Source organism: Thalassococcus profundi (assembly GCF_003344785.1).
Classification (GTDB): domain Bacteria; phylum Pseudomonadota; class Alphaproteobacteria; order Rhodobacterales; family Rhodobacteraceae; genus Puniceibacterium; species Puniceibacterium profundi.
In genome coordinates, this window is record NZ_QPMK01000004.1 from 222,191 (window position 1) to 241,064 (window position 18,874).

The following is an 18,874-nucleotide window of genomic DNA, read 5'->3' on the forward strand; positions in this document are numbered from 1 at the left end:
AGAGCCTTACCAGCGAACCTTGACAGGGCCCCCTTGCGGGGCCCTTTTTTCATGTGAAGAATTAAGCGCTGCGGTCAAGCCACTGATGCCAAGCCAGAATCCTGAAGGGTTAGCCAAACCGGTGGCGGCTGGCCCAATTCCGGGTTCCCAGCGCGCGCCGGCTTGAGTAGAACCCAAGGGCAGATAAGGGACCCGCGCCATGCCGTCTGAGCCTCCGCAGTTTTCCGTGTGCCTTGCCCGCGATGCCGCCGATGTGCGCGCGGCGCAGCGGCTGCGCTACGAGGTGTTTGTGGCCGAACTTGGCGGCGGCGGCGACGGCGTGGATCATGACGCGCGGCTGGAATGCGACCGCTTCGACGCGGTCTTCGATCACCTGCTGCTGCGCGATGCCGCCCGTGGCAACGCGGTGGTCGGGGTCTACCGGGTGATGCGCGAAGACCAGGCCCAGGCCGCGGGACAGTTCTATTCCGAAGATGAATTCGACCTCGAACCCTTGCGAAGATCGGGCCGCAAGTTGTTGGAATTGGGGCGGTCCTGCCTGCATGCGGACTATCGCGGCGGGGCCGGGATGATGCATCTCTGGCAGGCGCTCGCCGACTATGTGCAAAGCCACGGGATCGAGGTGCTGTTCGGCGCCGCCAGCTTCCACGGCACGGATGTCGCGGCGCTTCGGCAGCCGCTCTCGCTGCTGCATCACCGCCACCTGGCGCCCGAGCCGCTGCGGGTCCGCGCGCGGGTCTACCAGAGCATGGACCTGGTGGCCGAGGACCAGATCGACCGCCGCCGGGCGATGCTCGAGACACCGGCACTGATCAAGGCTTACCTGCGGCTGGGCGGCACCGTGGGTGACGGTGCCTTTGTCGATCATGCCTTCAACACCACCGATGTCTGCCTGGTCATGGACACGGCGCAGATGAACGAACGCCAGCGCAGCCTGTACGCACGCGGGTCCGCATGAGTGTCACCTGGCAAAGCGAAGACGCGCCGCCAGAGCCGCCACTGGGGCCGGTCGGCTGGCTGCGCGTTCTCGCGCGCGGGTCGATCATGGGGGTAACGGTGTTCGGCGGACTCGCGGTGCTCTTGCTAGTGCGGCTGGTGGAACGCCCGCTGTGCGGCATGGACAGGCCCGCGACGCCCTACATCACGCAGGGCGTCTGCCGCGCGGCGCTGCGCATCCTCGGGCTGCCGGTCACACTGCACGGGCCGCGCATCGGCGGGCCGGGGGCGGTGGTGGCGAACCATTCCAGCTGGCTCGACATCTTCGTGCTGAACGCGCGCAAGAACGTCTATTTCGTCTCGAAATCCGAAGTGGCGGCCTGGCCGGGCATCGGCTGGCTCGCCCGCGCCACCGGCACGGTCTTCATCAAGCGCGATCCGCGCGAGGCCCGCGCACAGACCAAGGTATTCGAAGAGCGTCTGCTGCATGGCCACCGTTTGCTCTTTTTCCCGGAGGGCACATCGACCGACGGCTTGCGGGTTTTGCCATTCAAGACAACGCTGTTCGCGGCGTTCTTCAACGACGCTCTGAAGCACGAACTGCAAGTGCAGGCGGTCAGCGTGATCTACCACGCGCCGCCGGGCGCGGACCCGCGCTTCTATGGCTGGTGGGGCGACATGAGTTTCGGCACGCATCTGTTGCGGACGCTGGCCGCGCGCCGCCATGGCCGGGTCGAGGTCCGGTACCACCCGCCGGTGCGCGTCGACGATTTCCCAAACAGAAAGAGCCTTGCCCAGCACCTCGAAGACCTGGTGCGTGAAGGTCATGCGCTGACTGAGGAATGACCGCTAACTCGCGGCACTTTCCGTCATTTCCGCGATCACCTTGAGCCAAAGCTCCGGCGGCTGCGCGCCCGGAACCGCGTGCTGTCCGCCGATGATGAAGGTGGGCACGGACGTCACGCCCATCTCGCGCGCGGCGGCGTCGCGGCCGCGGATCTCTTCGCGGTCGGCATCGCTGGCCAGCAGCCGCAGGATGATCGACGCATCGAGCCCGCAGCTGTCGGCGATGTCACCCAGCACCTCGGCCTCGCCGATGTCGCGGCCTTCCTTGAAATAGGCACGGAAGAGCGACGACACCACCGCCGTCTGCCGCCCCTCGATCCCGGCCCAGTGGATCAACCGGTGCGCATCGAGCGTGTTGGGCGTGCGCCGGATGCCGTCGAGGTTCAGGTCCAGCCCCGCCTTCTGGGCGTGTTCGGCCACCGGCATGTAGGCTTTGACCGCGCCGTCCTTGCCGCCGAACTTGCCTTCGAGATATTCGCGCCGGTCCATTCCTTCGGCGGGCATCTCGGGGTTCAGCTGGAAGGGATGCCATTCGATGGTGAAAGGATGATCCGGTGCCTGTTCCAGCGCCCGGTCGAGGTAGGATTTGCCGATATAGCACCAGGGGCAGATCGGATCGGACATGATATCGAGTTTGACCATCGGGATGTGCCTTTCCTGCGGAGTTTCAGAGACCATATCAGCCGCATGCCGGGATTGCACGGGCGCCCTTCGGAGCGGGTCAGGCGCCGAGATCGCGCAGCGCCCGGCGCAGGAGCTTGCCGTTGGGGTTCTTGGGCAGCGCGTCGAGCCTAGTAAAGCTGCGCGGCTGCTTGTAGCGGGCAAGACGCTCGGCGCACCAGGCGGCGAGCGCGTCGGCGTCCAGCGCATCGGGGCCGGTGTAGAAGGCGGCGATGATGCGGACGTCCGGCTTGACCTCGATATCCGTCACTCCGGCCTCGGTGATGCCAGGATGTGCGAGCAGCGCCGCCTCGACCTCGATGGGCGAGACACGGAAGCCGCCGGCGTTCATCATGTCGTCGTCGCGGCCCAGGTAGGTGACCGACCCCTTCGCGTCCATCGTCCCCTGGTCGCCGGTGAGGAACCAGTCGCCCTGGAACTTTGCTGCGGTCTCCTCTGGCGCGTTGAGGTAGCCCAGCATCAGGCCCGGATCGCTGCGGTGGACCGCGATTGTGCCCGGTTCGTCAAAGCTCACCGGACCTTCGGGACCGAGGATCGCCACCCGGCGTCCGCGCTGCGGACAGCCCAGGGTGCCGCGCAGGGGCGGGCGGTCGGGACCGGCGGAGATGAAGGTGGAGCATTCGGACATGCCGTAAGCTTCGAAGACCGGCGTGCCGGTGGCGGCCTCCCACGCGTCGCGGATCGGCTGTGACAGCTTTTCGCCCGCGGCGAGGCCATGGCGCAGTTTCGGCATCCGGGGCAGTGGCGTTTTCAGCAGGTTGCGAAAGACGCCCGGGGCCGCGGCAAAGAGGCTGGCTTCGTGCCGCGCCATGAGCAGGCCGAGTTGATCGTGGCCCACCCCTGCCGCCGGGATCAGCGCCGTGGCGCCCATCGTCCAGGGATCCATCAGCCCGGTGCCGAGGGTGAAGGTCCAGTTGAAGGCGCCCGCGTGCATCAGCCGGTCCTCCGCGCGCAGGTCGTACCAGTCGCGCATCATCATCTGCCGCGCCCAGATCGCACGGTGCGCATGACCCACCGCGCGCGGCTGGCCCGAGGTGCCGGAGGTGTAGATCACGTAAGCCAGCCGGTCCGGATCGCCCATGGCGTAGTCCGCGGGCGGCAGGTCGCGCCAGCGCTTCATCGCGTCCTGCCCGTGTACGGGCAGGTCCGTGTCGGGGCAGGCGATGCCGTCGGCCAGGAGCACCGCTCGGGCGCCGAGCGTGGCGACGATCGACGCGACCTCGGGCGCGGTCAGCTGCGCCGCCGTGGGCACCGGCACCAGACCGGCGGCGATGGCGCCCAGGTAGGCCAGCGGAAAGTCCACCGTGTTCCCCAGCCGCATCAGCACGATGTCACCAGGCACGAGACCGCTGCGCAGCAACCCGGTGGCGGTGCCGCGCACCGCGGCGTCGAGCCGGGCAAAGCTCCAGCGTTCGGCGCGCGATGGCCCGAGGACCGACAGGGCGATCTTGTCGGGCTGTGTCGCGGCGCGGCCCAGCACATGGGCGGCAAGGTTGAACGGGGCGGGGCAGGGCGCGAACGGGCCCTGGTCAAACACGGCTTGCATAAGCTTCGGGCGTAGCGCCGCGCAGGTGCGGTTGCAAGCGTCCTGGCGCGGGCCTATAGCAATGCGGCAGTTGATGACCGGTGCCCCGCATGTCCCAGACCGACCCCAAGTACCTGATCCGCCTCGCGCGGTCCGGCGGCGCCTCGGAAGAGGCCGAGCCGCTCGACCTTGGGAGCCGCGTGCGCGAATTGCGCAAGGCGCAGGGCTGGACGCTGGAGCAGGCGGCGCGGCAGGCGGGGCTGGCGCGCTCGACCCTGTCGAAGATCGAGAACGGGCAGATGTCGCCCACCTACGAGGCGCTGAAAAAGCTGGCGGTGGGGCTCGAGATCTCGGTGCCGCAGTTGTTCACTCCGCCGCGCGACACACAGGTGAACGGACGGCTGGCAGTGACCAAGGCGGGGCAGGGCAACCGGCAGGCCACGGCAACCTACGAACATGACATGCTTGCCGACACGCTGAGCAAGAAGCGGATGCTGCCCTATTCGGCGCGGGTGCGGGCGCGGGACGTGACCGAGTTCGACGGCTGGGTGCGCCACGACGGCGAGGAATTCCTCTACGTGCTGACCGGGGTGATCCGGCTTTACACCGAATTCTACGAACCCATCGAGATGCGCCGCGGCGACAGCGCCTATTACGACGCCACGATGGGTCACAATGTGATCTCGATCAGCGACGACGACGCCACGATCCTCTGGGTGACATCACTGGTGTAACCGGCGCGCCTGTACGGCAGGCGGCGGTCGGCGCCGCTCGGGCGCCGGGTCCGGACCTTCGTTTCGGTTCAGCAGCTGGCCAGGGGACCGGCGCGATTCGCCGGCATCACCTGACCCAGCAGCATTTCGCACAGGCGCTTAGCGGCGCTCAGCTCCTCGTGGGTGCGGGCATCCCGCATCTGTTCGACGCAATACTGTTCGAGTGCGGCCTTGGTGCAGACGGGCTCTTTTGCTGTTTCGAACGGCACAACGGACGGGCGTGCGGGCACCGGCGCATCGGCCAAGGCCTCTGCGATTTGCGCATCGACGAACAGATCGCCCTCGATCCCGGCAAAGCGGCGAATGCGGTCGATGCGTTCGTCGGAGCAGTCGAGCAGCGCCGCCATGGCCGACACCTTGCCCATCGGGGTGACCTTTCCGACGTAATCGTAGGGCGCGCAATCGGACCGTTTCAGCACGCGGTTCATCACCGGGTCGATCACCGTAACGATATCGGTGATCCCCGAATTCTTGGCGAATTCCAGCGATGCGGCCATCAGTTCGCAGGTCGCATAGCTCACCGAGTTGCGCGACTGTCCGCGTTCGAGGATGTCCGTATCGACGCAGAACCGCGTGGATTCCCAGAGCGTGCCGCTGCGCAGCGGCGGTTCGCCATCGAGGATGTCGGAAAACACGTCCGCCAGCATGTGCGGCCCCGTGGTCTGCAGCGCGCGCACGCAGGACACCACCCGGCCGTCGTCGTTGATCCCGATCACGTAGGCGGGGTCGAGCGCGTCGAAATGGTCGATCTCCTTGCCATCGGTGATCTCGACCTCCCAACCGAGGCGGTCGCCGAAGACGCGGGCGCGCAGGGCGAACATTTCATCCAGGATTCGTGTGTATCGGTGCCGGTTCAGACCGTCGACGACAAGGATCATGAGACTTCTCCGCTAATGAGTGATTAACGGCATCATCATATGGCCTTGAATCTGGCGCTATTGTGGAAATCCCGTAGGCCGCCCGTGAGGAGCGGGTGCTAATACGGATAGATGAGGCCCAGCCCGATAGCCCGGCCGACCGCCTGCGCTGTGGTCAGAGCGCCCAGTTTGCTGCGGCTCGAGCGCAGATGGACCTCGACCGTGCGGTTTGAAATCGAAAGGATATCCGCCACGTCCTGCTGCGACTTGCCCGCCGCAACCCATTGCAGGATCTCGACTTCGCGCGCCGACAGGGTCGGATGCGTCAACTGGCGCGTCAGCGCCTGCGACCGGACCACGTTGTCGTGCAGGTGCACCGCCGCGCTTTGCAGCTTGCTGAGGATATTGGCCTTGAGCAGGCTCCACTCGCGGTCCGAGCAGTTGCGGGTCACGCTGAACAGGCCGACGTCGCCGTAGGGTCCGCGCACCGGCACGGTCAAGCCCTGTTCGCTGATGCCGAAATCATGCGCCGCCCGAAAGATGGTCTGGAACGACGCCTCGCCGCGCAGGCGCTGCCAGTCGACCGGGGCGATGCTGCGGCTGGCCACCAGCAGGGCGGGGTCCTTGTGCTGGAACCCCTGGCGGATGTAGCGCGTCTGCCATTCGTCGGGATAGTTGACGAAGCCGTGTACGGTCTGGGCGATCGGATTGACCCCGGCATAGGCGGCGTAATCCAGCTCGTAGGTCTCGCAAACCGTATCGAGATAGTTCCGAAGATTGCTTTCCTGTGACGGAAGCTTGCTGAGGTCGATCACAGACAAGGGCGGCAGCCTTAATGTTCCGATTGCGCGGGTGAGCCTGTCGCGCGGTGCGCCGTTGACGCCATTCTTAGAAGTTTTCTTTGCGATCGGGGGTCAAGGCAAGCAAAAAGGCGAATATGGCGGCGCGATGTGCCTTCGACAGCACGTCGTAATGTCCGACAACCGACTCAACCCCCGCCCAGTCGGGGATATCCCGGGCGCAGCCGGCGGCGTCCGGGGCATCCGCCTTGTCGAAGAATTCCGTCACGTCGACATCGAGAAGGTCGGCAATTTCGAAGATTTGCTGCGCCGTGGCGCGGTCCGTGCCGTTTTCGAAGGCGGCTATTTTACGTTGTGTGATCTTCAATCCGGCGGCCAATTCCGCCTGGGACATGCCGATCTGGCGACGTCGTTCCGAAATGCTCCGACCCAGCAACTCGTCAATAACGCTCATGGATACAGTCTCTCATTTCCCAGATTTCACCATTCAATTGAATGAGATAAAAATTCAATCAAAATTAGCCCGGCCTGCCATTATTCCGTGCAAGCTGACGTTACGGCAGTTTGCGGTGGCGGCGCATCGGCGGTGCTGGTCCGGGGCGCGCCGCCCCGGTGCCGCGGCGCCGATCTGCCTAGTTACTGGTGATCGTGTTCTACCGCTTTCAGCGCCCGAAACAGCGATTCCCAGCTGTCGCCCTGCGCCATCACGGCCCGTGCGTACCAGTCGGCATGCACCGCCACCACCCGCAGCGGAAAGCTGGGGCTGTCCAGCACCTGGCAGATGGCAAATCGGTGGTTGCCCGAGCCGGCCTTCGTCAGCCGCCCGTTGGCGTCGATGACGGCGACCGAGTCGAAATCGGCGCGGGTCGTATCAAAGCCGTCCCGGCGCAGGCTGTCGATCATCGGAATCACGTAGGTGTCGAAGAAGCCGTGGATGTCCTCGCGGCTGCGCATGATGATGTCCTTGTGACGGGCGGCGCCGGTCGCGGCCAGTTCTTCGGCCAGATCACGGAACCACGCCGTGTCTTCCACCGATCCGGGGCGGCGGATGAAGTCCGCGACCCTGAGGTAACGTGGGGTTTCGGTCATCGGATGCGGAGTGCCGAAATACCGGGGGGGAATCACAAAGGGCTCGCGGCGCTTGATCGCGGGGCGGACGAGGTTGGTCAGCGCCCGCGGCAGGACCCGGTGCAGTTTGCGCAGACGCGCCTTGGACACCGGCCACTTGGTGCCGGTGTGCATGGCCACGCGGGCCGGACGGATCGTCAGAACGGCGGACTCGCCGCTCTGCCGTACAAAGTCCGTCTGGGTCAGTGTGGATGGACGCACCGCAAAATACCTCGGTCATTACCAGAACGTCTGTCCGCGGTCCGACGGCCCGCCCGCAGCGTCAGTGCGCCAGTCTAGGCATCGCTTGCGCGGGCGTCCATCCCGACCCTGTCAGAACCAGCTTTGCACGGTGCGTGCGCCGCCCGAGATATCCTGTCCCACGCCGTCGATGGTCGCACAGCCTGCAAGTGCTGCCATCATCGTCAAAATCATCAGCGTCTTCATGCGCCTTACTCCTCTTGCCACCACCAGACATCCGGCTGGAACCCGACCCAATCGCCGTAGATCGGAAGCCTGTCCGGATATGTCAGCTCTTTCACATGGGCGATACGGCTGACGTTGTATTGATAGATCGGGATGACGTAGCGTCCCGTGGTCAGAATGCGGTCGAGCGCGCGCGCGGCGGCGACGAAATCCTCGCGGCTGGCGGCGTTCAGCAACCGGTCGATCATCGCCTCGGCGGCGGGGCTGTCCATGCCCATGAGGTTGCGCGAGCCGGGCTGATCCACCCCGTCGGAGCCCCAGTAGAGCCGCTGTTCGTTGCCGGGACTCAGCGACAGGCCGTAACGGTAGAAGATCATGTCGAACTGATAATCCACCAGCCGTTCGTTGTACTGCGCCGCATCCACGGTGCTGATCCGGGGGCTGACGCCCAGCCGGGTCAGGCCCTGCACGAAGAGATCGGCGATGGTGCCTTCCTCGACCTGCGCCTGGGTCAGCAGGATCTCGAAGACGAAGGGCTGCCCGTCGGCGTTCTTCATCACCCCGTCCTGCACCGTCCAGCCGGCCTCGGCCATGAGCGCCGTGGCGCGGCGCAGGTTCTTGCGGTTGCGCAGGGACCCGTCGCCTTCGGGCAGGACATAGCCGTCCAGCGCTCCGGGCAGCAGGTCGTCGGCGAAGGGCATCAGGAATTCGCGGACCTTGCCGGTTGCGGGACCGTCTTCCATCCCGAGAACCGAGTTTGAGAAATACGAGGTGATGCGAGGGCTCTTGGAGGCGGTCATCGTCTCGTTGATGAATTCGAAGTTGAACGCCAGCAGCATGGCTTCGCGCACACGCCAGTCCTGGAACGCGGCGCGGCGGGTGTTCATCAGGAAGCCGGTCATGCCCGAGGGCCGTTCGTGCGGGATCACCGATTTCACCACGTCGCCGGACTGAACCGCGGGAAAGTCGTACTGCGTTTCCCACTTCTCGACGTTGTTCTCGCGAATGGAATTCAGCGCACCGGCTTTGAACGCCTCGAACTGCACCGTGCCGTCGCCGTAGAATTCCATGCGGATCTCGTCGAGATTGGCCTGACCGCGCATGAAGGGCAGGTCGCGGCCCCAGTAGTCGGGGTTGCGCTTCATCGAGACGTAGCGCCCGGCCTCGAAATCCTCGATCACGTAGGGCGCGGTAGTGATCGGCACCACGTTAAGGCCCGACTCGGCAAAGTTGCGGCCCTCCCACTGCGCCTTTTTCAGGATCGGCCGCATGCCGATCAGCAGGGCAAGCTCGCGGTCTTCGATATTGAAGTCGAAGCGGACCGAGCGCGGGCCGGTCTGCTCCATGCTCGCGACCTTGTCCCAGACGCCGCGGTAGCGCGGGTGGCCTTCGGTGCCCAGCGTCTCGTAGGACCACATGACGTCCTCGATGGTGACGGGCGTGCCGTCGGAGAACGCGACCTCTTCGCGCAGGGTGAATTCGGCCCAGTCGCGGTCCGGTCCGACCTCAATCGATTCGGCCAGAAGCCCGTAAAGGGTGAAAGGTTCGTCCCAGCTGCGCCCCATCAGCGACTCGTATCCCAAAAGCCGCAGTTGCCACGGGGCGGAGCCCTTGAGGATATGCGGGTTGAGGCTGTCGAAACTGCCGGTCTCGCCGGTGACGATGCGCCCGCCCTTGGGCGCATCGGGGTTGGCATAGGGCAGCGACACAAAATCCTGTGGCAGCGCCGGTTCGCCGTACATAGCTATGCCATGCTGCGGCTCTGCCGAGGCGGTGCCCGCGCTGACAAGCACCGCGCACAAAAGCCGCGCAGCCCCTCTGCGCGAGAAAAACTCTATGGCCATACCGGCAACAATCCTGCTCTGCTCTTGTTTTATTGGTGCCCAAAATAGCGAGGGTTTCCCGCCTTATCAAACTTTTAGCTTGGCCCCGAGCGGAGAAAGGCTTATACAGGGGTCACTGCTCGATAGGTTTCTTGCCTGTATGAAACCTGCCTCAATAACTTAACGCCCGCTTCGTGCGGGCGTTTTTTTTGGCCGAATGCCCAAGGCCGAAGCTGCGTTGACCCAAGCATAGCAGGGGTGATGGCTCACCCGCCCGTCAACCGCCGCCGGTGACGCACCCCCTGCCGAAGGCTCCGCGCCTTTGCGAATCGACGCGCGGACCCTGCGCGGAAATTCCCGGCGGAACCGGGCATGTCCTCTTTCCATTGTGCAGTTGCAGCATGTAGCCTGCCGCCAAACGCAACGCATCGAAAGGAGATGTGCCATGTCGCTCAACGGAAAAACCGCCGTCATCACGGGATCGAATTCGGGCATCGGGCTTGGTATCGCCCGCGCCATGGCCGCCGAAGGCGCGGATGTGGTGCTCAATTCGTTCACCGACCGGGACGAGGATCATCAGCTGGCCAAGGACATGGCCGAGGAATTCGGCACCACGGTGCGCTACATCCAGGCCGACATGTCCAAGGCCGACCAGTGCCGGGCGCTGATCGAGAAGGCCGGGGCCTGCGATATCCTCGTGAACAACGCCGGCATCCAGCACGTCGCGCCGCTCGACCAGTTCCCGGTGGACAAGTGGGACGCGATCATCGCCATAAACATGAATTCCGCATTTCACACCACCGCCGCGGCGCTGCCGATGATGCGCAAGGCGGGTTGGGGCCGGGTCATCAACGTGGCGAGCGCCCACGGCTTGCGCGCCTCGCCCTACAAATCCGCCTATGTCACCGCCAAACACGGCGTCGTCGGCATGACCAAGGTGGTGGGGCTGGAAACGGCGAAAGAGCCGATCACCTGCAACGCCATCTGTCCGGGCTACGTGCTGACCCCGCTGGTCGAGGGCCAGATCCCCGACACCGCCAAGGAATACGGCATCTCCGAGGACGAGGCGGTCGAGAAGGTGATCCTGGCCAAGCAACCGTCGAAGGAGTTCGTCACGGTTGAACAACTGGGTGGCATCGCGCTGTTCCTGTGTTCGGACGCGGCGGCGCAGATCACCGGCACCACGATTTCGGCTGACGGCGGCTGGAGCGCGCAGTAACTGCGCGACGCTCTGCGGAGGGCGAAGGAGGCGGGGGCGCTGCCCCCGTCGCGGCACGCCGCGACTCCCCCGAGGGGTATTGGAAACCAGAGAAGATCAGGACCCGCGCGATCGGGCGACGAGGGACATGCGATGAAACGGATCAACCTGGCCCTGCAGGGCGGCGGCGCGCACGGGGCCTTTACCTGGGGCGTGCTCGACCGTCTGCTCGAGGAAGAGGACATCGAGATCGCGGCCATCTCCGGCACGTCTGCCGGGGCGCTGAACGGCGCGGCGCTCAAGGCGGGGATCCTGGAAGGCGGGCGCGCGGGGGCGCGGGCGCGACTCGACTGGCTCTGGGCGCAGGTGAGCGCCGTGCAGGCTCCGAGCCTGCCGGCCTGGATGAATGCCTGGCTGCCGACCCCCGGCATGATCTCGCGCAGCCTGGAGAACGCGCCGGGCTATATGCTGGGCGACGCCGTAAGCCGGATGATGTCGCCCTACGCCTGGGGGCCGCTCTACCGCAACCCGCTGGAGCCGATCGTCGCCAAGCTCAACTTCGGCAAGGTCTGCGCGCTGGAGGGGCCTGAGCTTTTCATCTGCGCCACGCAGGTGCGCGAGGGCAAGGTGCGGGTCTTTTCCGGCGACCGGATCACCACCCAGTCGATCATGGCCTCGGCCTGCCTGCCGACGCTGTTCCAGGCGGTGGAGGTGGAGGACCCCGAGACCGGCGCGGTGGAGTCGTTCTGGGACGGCGGCTATACCGGCAACCCGGCGCTCTTTCCGCTCTACCAGCCGCACCTGCCGGACGACGTGGTGATCGTGAACATCAACCCGCTGGTGCGCGAGGACGTGCCGGTTTCGGCGGCGGAGATCCAGAACCGGATCAACGAGATCAGCTTCAATTCCTCTCTTCTGCGCGAGTTGCGGGCCATCGACTTCGTGCAGCGGCTCTTGGCCGAGGGGCGGATGCCGGAGGGCGCGATGAAAAAGGTGCTGGTGCACATGATCGCCGACGACGGGTTGATGAACGACCTGTCGGTGGCCACAAAATTGGTGCCGGTGCCGTCGGTCATCACCCAGCTCAAGGCCGCCGGGCGGCGTGCGGCGTGCGGCTTTCTGGCGGATCACAAGGACGACCTCAACACCCGCCAGACCGCGGACCTCAGAGCAAAGTTCGGCTGAGCCAGCCGATGTACACCGCATAGCCCAACAGCAGCGCCAGCCCCGCGGTGCGGCTTATGCGTTGCCAGAGCAGGCCCGTTGCCAATAGCGCAAGGCTGGCGGCCAGCATCACGTAGACATCCACCTGCGCGATCATAGGCGCCACCGGCAGCGGCTTTGCCAGCGCCGTGGCCCCGAGGATGCCCAGCACATTGAAGATGTTCGAGCCCAGGATGTTGCCGAGCGCCACGTCGCCGTGGCCGCGCCGGGCCGCCAGGACCGAGGTGACAAGCTCGGGCAGCGAGGTGCCGAGCGCCACCAGCGTGAGACCGATCACCGCTTCGGAGACACCGAAGCTGCGCGCGATGCCGGTGGCTCCGGAAACGAGCATCACCGCGCCCAGCAGAGTCAGGGCGAGGCCGCCGAAGAACAGCCCGCTGGCGCGCCAGACCGGCATCGGCGGCGCATCGGCGTCGGGCAGGGCGGCCAGATCCTCGCCACGGCGCAGGGTGAGCCAGAGAAACACGACTAAACCCAGCAGCAGCCCCAGGCCGGCTCCGTGCCCGATCACCGGCCACATGGCCAGCCCGACGCAGGCCAGCGCCGCGGTCACCATCCAGGCGCCGTCGTAGCGGAAGGCCGCACCGGTGACCGGGATCGGGCGCAGGAGGGCCGCAAGTCCGAGGATCAGCAGAATATTGGCGATATTGCTGCCCACGACATTGCCCAGGGCGATGTCGGGCGCGCCTTCAAAGGCGGCGCGCAGGGAGGTCAGAAGTTCGGGCACCGAAGTGCCGAAACCGACCAGCGTGAGGCCGATGACCATCGGCGACAGGCCCAGCCGGCGGGCCAGGGCCACGGCGCCGGAGACGAGGAACTCGCCGCCGCCCAGAAGCACGGCGAGGCCGAGTGCGATGTAGAGGAAATCCATGAAAGCTCCGTTGTGCCCGGCAATGCGGCGCGGGCGTGTCGGAGAGATCGGCATGCGCGGCGCGCGTTCAAGGGCGGCCGGAAAAAATCGCGGCGTCAGAGAGTTGAAGGGTCAGGAGACACGGCGCAGTTCAGCCTCTGCCGCGAGGCCGGGCTCCTTGTGGCCGGGCACCACGAGACCCGCCGAGATGATCAGTTTCGCGGCCTCTTCGATGGTCATGTCGAGCTCGATCACATCCTCGGCGGGCACGAAGAGAAGAAAGCCCGAGGTCGGGTTGGGGGTCGTCGGCAGGAAGACCGACATGAGGTCGCCGCCGGTCTCGGCCCGGGTCGCCACCTCGCCGCGGGTCTTGGTGGAGATGAAGCCGATGGCCCAGATGCCCTTGCGCGGGTACTGGATCAGGCAGGCCTTTTCGAAACTGGATTCGGTCTGGGCAAAGACCGTTTCGGCGATCTGCTTGACGCCGGAATAGATCGACCGGACCACCGGCATGCGTTCGACCAGGCTCTCGGCAAAGCGGATCAGCGACCGCCCGATCAGCCCCTTGGCGATCCAGCCGACAAAGACCGTGAAGAGCAGGAAGAAGATCACCCCGACGCCGCGGAGGTTGATGCCGATATACTGCTCGGGATTGAAGCGGCTGGGCACCAGCGGCAGGACGAACCCGTCGATCCAGCCGATCACCGACCAGATCAGCCAGATCGTGAGGCCGACCGGTGCGATCACCACGATGCCGGTCAGAAAGCTTGCGCGCAAACGGGCCAGCAGGCCGGGTCGGCGTTGGGTCGGCTCGAAAGGTGTTTTCATCGCGCGGAGTCTTTCAAATTCATGAACTCAAGCTAGGCAGGCCGCCGCGGTTCTACAATGGCTGCGCCGACGCCGGTGCCTCCGACGCGCGCAATGTGTTCAATTCGCAGGCGATCTCGGCCCCGAGGCGGGCGTTGTTCAGCACCAGCGCCACGTTGGCGTCGAGCGACCGGCCCTCGGTCAGTTCGAAGATCCGTTGCAAAAGGTACGGCGTCAGCGCCTTGCCGGCGATGCCGTGGTCTGCGGCGTCGCGGCTGGCACGGGCGATCACCGGCGCGAGGTCGTCACGCGGGATCTCGGCGGCCTCGGGGATCGGGTTTGCGACCAGCTGACCGCCGGGCAGACCCAGGGTGCCGCGCATCAGGTGGGCACGGGCGATGCTGGCGGCGTCATCCATGCGCAACGGCGCGCGGAGGCCCGCGGAGCGCGACCAGAAGGCCGGGAGCATGTCCTGGCCATAGGCGATGACCGGCACGCCCAGTGTTTCCAGCACTTCCAGCGTCTTTGGCAGGTCGAGGATGGCCTTGGCCCCGGCGGCGACGACGGTGACCGGGGTCACGGCCAGTTCCGGCAGGTCGGCGGAGACGTCGAAGGAGGTTTCGGCGCCGCGATGCACGCCGCCGATGCCGCCGGTGGCGAAGACGCCGATGCCCGCCAGCCGTGCCGCGATCATCGTCGCTGCCACGGTGGTGGCGCCGGTCCGGCCCTCGGCCATGCAGACGGCGAGATCGGCGCGGCTGAGCTTGGCCACGCCGCGCGCCTGTGCCAGTGTTTCGAGCTGGGTGTCCTCGAGCCCGACGCAGAGCCGCCCGTCGATCACCGCAATGGTCGCGGGCTCCGCGCCGCCGTCACGCACCACGCCTTCAACCTGGCGCGCGATATCGAGATTTTGCGGCCAGGGCATGCCATGGGTGATGATCGTCGATTCAAGTGCCACGACCGGACGGCCGGCGTGCATGGCCTCGGCAACGGCGGGGGAGAAGTGGAAGATCGTCATGGCAGGCTCCGAAATTGACCTCTGTGGGAATAGCCCGCACCGGTCCGGATTGTCGAGTGTCGGCCCTCAGGACGGGGTGTCGCCCGAGACATAGGCCGCCGCCGCGCGCAAGGCCCGCCCGAGCGCCGCGTCGCGGTCGGCCCCCGAAAGCTCCGACGCGATATGCGCGGCCATGAAGGTGTCGCCGGCGCCGGTGACGCGGGTCACCAGCACTTCGGGCGGGGTTTGGGTCAGGACGCCTTGGGGCGTGGCGTCAGAGGTCGCGTTGCCGCCATCGGTGACCAGCGCCCGCGCCGCGCCCCGCTCCAGAAGCGCCGCCGCAGCCTCGGAGGCGGTGCCGAACCGGGTCTGGCAGAGGATGCCGGCCTCTTCGAGGTTGACGTAGAGCGTGCCGCGGCCGGCGCGCAGGAAGGGCAGCAGCCGCTCCGCCTTGCCGGGACTGGCGGGGGCGATCCGCAGGTCGGCGGCGCGGAAGGCCGGGTCGCGGGCGATGGTTTCCAGCAGCCCCTCGGTCAGGTTGCCGTCGAGCGCCACGGGGCCGGGGTAGGGCGCTTCTGCCGATCCCAGCGCGCCGCCCATGAGCGGTGCCAGAATCTTGGCGCCCGCCGCTTCGAGCGAATGAGCGTCGGCGATGGCGGCGATCAGGCCGTTGGCGCCTTCGACCGCCATGTAGCGATCCGTGGGCAGGTCGTCCGAGCGGTAGAGATGCGCCACATCCAGACCCATGCGCGCGCATTCCGCCGCCAGCTCTTCGCCTTCGGCATCGCGCCCCAGGGCCGAGAGCAGCGCCGGGCGCAGGCCGAAGCGCACCAGCGTCATGGCGATGTTGAGCGCGACGCCGCCGGGCAGGCGGATGATCCGGCCCGGCACGTCCGCGCCCTTGGCCATGTGACTCGCGGAGCGGCCGATCACGTCCCAGAGGACCGAACCGATGCACAGGATGTCGGGAGCGTGGGTGTCTGTCATGGGGATGTTCTGCCCGGTGCGGTTTCGTCGCGCAAGCGCGTTGAGCGGTCAGAGGGTTGAAACTTCGACACGTTTTTCGTCGTGGCTCTTGAGCATGCGGCGGCTTGCGCCAGTATGAGCGGACGTCGGTCCAGGGGAATCATGTCCATGCGTTATCTGTTTCTTTTCTGGCTCGGTCTCGTGGCCGCCACCACTGCCGCCGCCCACGAGGTCAGCCCGGCCATCGCCGACCTGACCGTGACGGATGGCCGCGCCGAGTTCGAACTGGCGTTCAGCGCCGAAGCCGTCATCGCCGGAGTCGATCTTGAAGGAGTTCAGGATACCAACGCGACAGATCAGGCCGCCGAGGTCGATGCCTTGCGCGCGCTGCCGCCCGAAGAGCTGGAGGCACGGCTGCGCGAGACGGTGCCCGACATGGTCGCTGCGATGGATCTGCGCGTCGACGGCGAGCCTGTGCCGCTGGAGGTCGAGAGCATCGCCATCCCGCCGGTTGGCAACGTGGATCTGACCCGCAGCACGGTGCTGGTGCTGTCTGGGCCTGTTCCGCAGGGCGCGGGAGTGGCCGAAATGCAGTGGCCCGCCGAGTACGGCACTCTGATCCTGCGCCAGCAGGGAGTCGAAGAGCCCTATACCGGATACCTGACGGGCGGCGAAGGATCCGGAGAGATCGCCTTGGCGGGCGGCGATGCAGAGACCGGCTGGCAGGCCTTCCTGCGCTACATCCCCGTAGGCTTCGAACATATCGTGCCGCTGGGGCTGGATCACATCCTGTTCGTTCTGGGGCTCTTTTTCCTGTCGACGCGGCTGGGCCCGCTGCTCTGGCAGGTGTCGGCCTTCACGCTCGCGCATACGGTGACGCTGGCGCTGGGGGCGTTGGGATACGTTTCCGTTCCCGCCAGCATCGTGGAGCCGATCATCGCCGCCTCCATCGTCTTCGTCGCGGTCGAGAATGTCGTCAGCAACGGCCTGAGCCGCTGGCGGCCGCTGGTGGTTTTCGTTTTCGGTCTGCTGCACGGGCTGGGATTTGCCTCGGTGCTGGGCGAGTTCGGCCTGCCGCAGGGCCAGTTCGTGCCCGCCTTGCTGGGGTTCAACGTCGGGGTGGAGATCGGGCAGTTGTCGGTGATCGCCGCGGCCTTCGCGCTGGTCTGGGTCGCGCTGCGCGTGGATGCGGTGGACATGGCGGACCGCAGCGGTCTGGTGTTCTACGGCGTGCTGGCGGTTGCTTTTCTCGCGCTTGCCTTCATCACGCCCGAAACCGACCTCGCGGCGGTGCTGGGCGTGGCGCCGCAGGTGTTCTTCATCCCGTTGGCGGGGCTGTCGCTGCTCTGCCTGCTGTCGGTGGTCAATGTCGACAAGCTCGACAGCTACCGGACCTTCGTGGCGGTTCCGGCGTCGGTCGTCATCGCGCTGGTCGGCGCCTGGTGGTTCGTGGAGCGGGTGTTCCTCTGACCCCCTGACGCAAAGCGGCGGACCCCGAAAGGCCCGCCGCTTCAAGCTCGCATCCCGTGTGGTTTACATCATGTAGATGCTTTTCACGTTGACGAATTCCTTCATGCCGAAGCCGCCGTGTTCACGGCCATACCCCGAGTCCTTGACCCCGCCGAACGGCATGTTCGGGATGGCAATGGTGAACCCGTTGACCGAGATCATGCCGGTGTCGAAGTATTTCGACGCCAGTTCGCGCGCCCGGTCGGCATCGCGGGAAAAGATGCCGCCCCCGAGGCCATAGCGGCTGTCGTTGGCGATGCGCATGGCGTCCTCGTCGTCCTTGGCCCTGATGACCGAGGCGACGGGGCCGAACAGCTCATCGTCATAGGCGGGCTGACCGGGTTTCACGTCGACCAGCACGGTCGCGGGATAATAGGCGCCGGTGCGTTCCGGAATGGCGCCGCCGCAGAGCGCCTTCGCACCCTTCTTCAGGCTTTCGTCGACCTGCTTGGCCAGTTCGTCGCGCAGATCGGTGCGCGCCATCGGTCCCAGCTTGGTGCTGTCCTCGGTCGGGTCACCCAGCTCGATCGCGCCCATCTTCTCGGCAAAGCGTTTGACGAAGGCGTCATAGTTCTTCTCGGTGACGATGAAGCGCTTGGCGTTCACGCAGGTCTGACCGTTGTTGTAGACGCGGCCCATGACGCAGGCGTCGACCGCCACGTCGAGATCGGCATCGTCAAGCACCATGTAGGCGTCGTTCGACCCAAGCTCGAGCACTGATTTCTTGAGGTTCTCGGCGGCTTTCTTGGCGATGATCCGGCCAGCCGTGTCGCTGCCCGTCATGGTGACGCCGCGAACGAGGTCATTCTCGATGACTTTGTCGGACTGGTCGTGGTCCACCATCAGCACGGTGAAAAGACCCTTGGGCAGGCCGGCGCGCTCCATGACATCACGAAGGAAAAGGCCGCTGCCGGTGCAGTTCTCGGCATGTTTCAGCAACACGCCGTTGCCGGCCATCAGGTTGGCGACGGAGTAACGCACCACCTGGTAGCAAGGAAAGTTCCACGGCTGGATGCCGTAGATGACGCCGATTGGCGCATAGCTCACAACACCCGTACCGTCGGGAATGCTGCGCTCTTCGTCGGCAAGTTCCGCCGGTCCGTTGTCGGCGGTGAATTCGCAGATCTGCGCGCAAAGCTCGACTTCCTGACGGCTGTCGCCGATCAGCTTGCCGACCTCTTGGGTCATCAGCTGGGCAAAATCTTCCTGGCTGTTCCGAAGTTCCTTCGCGACGGCCCGCAGCAAGCGGCCCCTGTCTTCGGTCGATTTGAGACGCCAGTCGAGGAAGGCGTCGTGGCAGGCCTGCACGGCGTCGCGCGCTTCGGCATCGGTCATGTAGTCGTAGGTGGCGATCTGTTCGTCCGTCGCCGGATTGATGGTGGTGATCTTGCTGCTCATGGGGTACCTCTGATACGAATTTCTGTGTCTGGAGTGGCAACACCTGAAAAGCGCAGGGCTTTCCATCACACTGTCTTGACCAGGCCGGGGCTTGATCCGTGGCGCCGCAGCCTAGGGGTTGCGCGCGGCTGCAAACCCCGCTAAAGGCGCA

Annotated in this window: 19 protein-coding genes; 6 read left to right on the forward strand and 13 right to left on the reverse strand. The window is 65.9% G+C overall.

Features of this window, described 5'->3' with window-relative positions; translation table 11 throughout:
• Window positions 1-199 precede the first annotated feature (199 nt).
• Together DU478_RS08090 and DU478_RS08095 are read left to right on the forward strand one after the other, a co-directional pair.
• Window positions 200-958, forward strand: coding sequence for a GNAT family N-acetyltransferase (locus DU478_RS08090; protein WP_114510440.1), 759 nt, complete (start codon window positions 200-202; stop codon window positions 956-958).
• Window positions 955-1,782 (forward strand): lysophospholipid acyltransferase family protein, encoded by an 828-nt coding sequence (locus tag DU478_RS08095; RefSeq protein WP_114510441.1) that lies wholly within the window; start codon window positions 955-957, stop codon window positions 1,780-1,782. The genes DU478_RS08090 and DU478_RS08095 overlap by 4 nt, the downstream gene beginning before the upstream one ends.
• A gap of 3 nt (window positions 1,783-1,785) precedes the next feature.
• Here the strand turns inward: DU478_RS08095 and DU478_RS08100 are convergent, their stop codons facing one another.
• Window positions 1,786-2,424: a DsbA family oxidoreductase gene (locus DU478_RS08100; protein ID WP_114510442.1), complete on the reverse strand. Its 639-nt coding sequence runs from the start codon at window positions 2,422-2,424 to the stop codon at window positions 1,786-1,788.
• 79 nt (window positions 2,425-2,503) lie between these two features.
• Window positions 2,504-4,009: a class I adenylate-forming enzyme family protein gene (locus tag DU478_RS08105; protein WP_114510443.1), complete on the reverse strand. Its 1,506-nt coding sequence runs from the start codon at window positions 4,007-4,009 to the stop codon at window positions 2,504-2,506.
• 89 nt (window positions 4,010-4,098) lie between these two features.
• Here DU478_RS08105 and DU478_RS08110 point away from each other — a divergent pair, with 89 nt between their 5' ends.
• The gene (locus tag DU478_RS08110; RefSeq protein ID WP_114510444.1) at window positions 4,099-4,722 is read left to right on the forward strand and encodes a helix-turn-helix domain-containing protein; all 624 of its coding nucleotides are present in this window, start codon (window positions 4,099-4,101) and stop codon (window positions 4,720-4,722) included.
• 68 nt (window positions 4,723-4,790) lie between these two features.
• Here DU478_RS08110 and DU478_RS08115 read toward each other — a convergent pair whose 3' ends face one another.
• From DU478_RS08115 to DU478_RS08140, 6 genes are all read right to left on the reverse strand, one after another.
• Window positions 4,791-5,639: an acyl-homoserine-lactone synthase gene (locus tag DU478_RS08115; RefSeq protein WP_114510445.1), complete on the reverse strand. Its 849-nt coding sequence runs from the start codon at window positions 5,637-5,639 to the stop codon at window positions 4,791-4,793.
• A gap of 98 nt (window positions 5,640-5,737) precedes the next feature.
• Complete coding sequence (locus DU478_RS08120; RefSeq protein ID WP_114510446.1) at window positions 5,738-6,439, reverse strand: autoinducer binding domain-containing protein; 702 nt, start codon at window positions 6,437-6,439, stop codon at window positions 5,738-5,740.
• Window positions 6,440-6,506: 67 nt separating this feature from the next.
• Window positions 6,507-6,872, reverse strand: coding sequence for a helix-turn-helix domain-containing protein (locus DU478_RS08125; RefSeq protein ID WP_114510447.1), 366 nt, complete (start codon window positions 6,870-6,872; stop codon window positions 6,507-6,509).
• Window positions 6,873-7,054: 182 nt separating this feature from the next.
• Window positions 7,055-7,747 carry a hypothetical protein gene (locus tag DU478_RS08130; protein ID WP_114510448.1) on the reverse strand — a complete coding sequence of 231 codons (693 nt, stop codon included), beginning with the start codon at window positions 7,745-7,747 and terminating at the stop codon, window positions 7,055-7,057.
• Between the two features lie 111 nt (window positions 7,748-7,858).
• On the reverse strand, window positions 7,859-7,972 hold the full coding sequence (locus tag DU478_RS08135; protein ID WP_114510449.1) for an entericidin EcnA/B family protein: 114 nt from the start codon (window positions 7,970-7,972) through the stop codon (window positions 7,859-7,861).
• 5 nt (window positions 7,973-7,977) lie between these two features.
• Window positions 7,978-9,795: an extracellular solute-binding protein gene (locus DU478_RS08140; RefSeq protein WP_114510450.1), complete on the reverse strand. Its 1,818-nt coding sequence runs from the start codon at window positions 9,793-9,795 to the stop codon at window positions 7,978-7,980.
• Between the two features lie 424 nt (window positions 9,796-10,219).
• Here DU478_RS08140 and DU478_RS08145 point away from each other — a divergent pair, with 424 nt between their 5' ends.
• Together DU478_RS08145 and DU478_RS08150 are read left to right on the forward strand one after the other, a co-directional pair.
• A complete protein-coding gene (locus DU478_RS08145; protein WP_114510451.1) occupies window positions 10,220-10,993 on the forward strand; it encodes a 3-hydroxybutyrate dehydrogenase in 774 nt (257 codons plus the stop codon).
• A 132-nt stretch (window positions 10,994-11,125) separates the two neighbouring features.
• Window positions 11,126-12,157, forward strand: a complete 1,032-nt coding sequence (locus DU478_RS08150; protein ID WP_114510452.1) for a patatin-like phospholipase family protein — start codon at window positions 11,126-11,128, stop codon at window positions 12,155-12,157.
• Here DU478_RS08150 and DU478_RS08155 read toward each other — a convergent pair.
• The 4 genes from DU478_RS08155 to DU478_RS08170 form a co-directional block, all read right to left on the reverse strand.
• Window positions 12,138-13,067 carry a calcium/sodium antiporter gene (locus tag DU478_RS08155; RefSeq protein ID WP_114510453.1) on the reverse strand — a complete coding sequence of 310 codons (930 nt, stop codon included), beginning with the start codon at window positions 13,065-13,067 and terminating at the stop codon, window positions 12,138-12,140. The genes DU478_RS08150 and DU478_RS08155 overlap by 20 nt on opposite strands.
• 111 nt (window positions 13,068-13,178) lie before the next feature.
• Window positions 13,179-13,874: a DUF502 domain-containing protein gene (locus DU478_RS08160; protein ID WP_114510454.1), complete on the reverse strand. Its 696-nt coding sequence runs from the start codon at window positions 13,872-13,874 to the stop codon at window positions 13,179-13,181.
• Between the two features lie 52 nt (window positions 13,875-13,926).
• The gene (locus tag DU478_RS08165) at window positions 13,927-14,871 is read right to left on the reverse strand and encodes a pseudouridine-5'-phosphate glycosidase (RefSeq protein WP_114510455.1); all 945 of its coding nucleotides are present in this window, start codon (window positions 14,869-14,871) and stop codon (window positions 13,927-13,929) included.
• Between the two features lie 66 nt (window positions 14,872-14,937).
• The gene (locus DU478_RS08170) at window positions 14,938-15,837 is read right to left on the reverse strand and encodes a PfkB family carbohydrate kinase (protein WP_114510456.1); all 900 of its coding nucleotides are present in this window, start codon (window positions 15,835-15,837) and stop codon (window positions 14,938-14,940) included.
• Between the two features lie 147 nt (window positions 15,838-15,984).
• Between DU478_RS08170 and DU478_RS08175 the strand changes: the two genes are divergently transcribed.
• Window positions 15,985-17,286 (forward strand): HupE/UreJ family protein, encoded by a 1,302-nt coding sequence (locus DU478_RS08175; RefSeq protein WP_233501159.1) that lies wholly within the window; start codon window positions 15,985-15,987, stop codon window positions 17,284-17,286.
• Window positions 17,287-17,349: 63 nt separating this feature from the next.
• Here the strand turns inward: DU478_RS08175 and DU478_RS08180 are convergent, their stop codons facing one another.
• Window positions 17,350-18,723 carry an NAD-dependent succinate-semialdehyde dehydrogenase gene (locus DU478_RS08180; protein ID WP_114510458.1) on the reverse strand — a complete coding sequence of 458 codons (1,374 nt, stop codon included), beginning with the start codon at window positions 18,721-18,723 and terminating at the stop codon, window positions 17,350-17,352.
• Window positions 18,724-18,874: the final 151 nt, after the last annotated feature.

Excerpts from the sequence above, each read along its gene's own strand:
- DU478_RS08115 (WP_114510445.1), bottom strand. The coding sequence starts at position 5,639 with ATGATCCTTGTCGTCGACGGTCTGAACCGGCACCGATACACACGAATC.
- DU478_RS08175 (WP_233501159.1), top strand. The coding sequence starts at position 15,985 with ATGCGTTATCTGTTTCTTTTCTGGCTCGGTCTCGTGGCCGCCACCACT.
- DU478_RS08150 (WP_114510452.1), top strand. The coding sequence starts at position 11,126 with ATGAAACGGATCAACCTGGCCCTGCAGGGCGGCGGCGCGCACGGGGCC.
- DU478_RS08125 (WP_114510447.1), bottom strand. The coding sequence starts at position 6,872 with ATGAGCGTTATTGACGAGTTGCTGGGTCGGAGCATTTCGGAACGACGT.
- DU478_RS08110 (WP_114510444.1), top strand. The coding sequence starts at position 4,099 with ATGTCCCAGACCGACCCCAAGTACCTGATCCGCCTCGCGCGGTCCGGC.
- DU478_RS08155 (WP_114510453.1), bottom strand. The coding sequence starts at position 13,067 with ATGGATTTCCTCTACATCGCACTCGGCCTCGCCGTGCTTCTGGGCGGC.
- DU478_RS08170 (WP_114510456.1), bottom strand. The coding sequence starts at position 15,837 with ATGACAGACACCCACGCTCCCGACATCCTGTGCATCGGTTCGGTCCTC.
- DU478_RS08095 (WP_114510441.1), top strand. The coding sequence starts at position 955 with ATGAGTGTCACCTGGCAAAGCGAAGACGCGCCGCCAGAGCCGCCACTG.
- DU478_RS08135 (WP_114510449.1), bottom strand. The coding sequence starts at position 7,972 with ATGAAGACGCTGATGATTTTGACGATGATGGCAGCACTTGCAGGCTGT.
- DU478_RS08140 (WP_114510450.1), bottom strand. The coding sequence starts at position 9,795 with ATGGCCATAGAGTTTTTCTCGCGCAGAGGGGCTGCGCGGCTTTTGTGC.
- DU478_RS08160 (WP_114510454.1), bottom strand. The coding sequence starts at position 13,874 with ATGAAAACACCTTTCGAGCCGACCCAACGCCGACCCGGCCTGCTGGCC.
- DU478_RS08165 (WP_114510455.1), bottom strand. The coding sequence starts at position 14,871 with ATGACGATCTTCCACTTCTCCCCCGCCGTTGCCGAGGCCATGCACGCC.
- DU478_RS08180 (WP_114510458.1), bottom strand. The coding sequence starts at position 18,723 with ATGAGCAGCAAGATCACCACCATCAATCCGGCGACGGACGAACAGATC.
- DU478_RS08105 (WP_114510443.1), bottom strand. The coding sequence starts at position 4,009 with ATGCAAGCCGTGTTTGACCAGGGCCCGTTCGCGCCCTGCCCCGCCCCG.
- DU478_RS08090 (WP_114510440.1), top strand. The coding sequence starts at position 200 with ATGCCGTCTGAGCCTCCGCAGTTTTCCGTGTGCCTTGCCCGCGATGCC.
- DU478_RS08100 (WP_114510442.1), bottom strand. The coding sequence starts at position 2,424 with ATGGTCAAACTCGATATCATGTCCGATCCGATCTGCCCCTGGTGCTAT.
- DU478_RS08145 (WP_114510451.1), top strand. The coding sequence starts at position 10,220 with ATGTCGCTCAACGGAAAAACCGCCGTCATCACGGGATCGAATTCGGGC.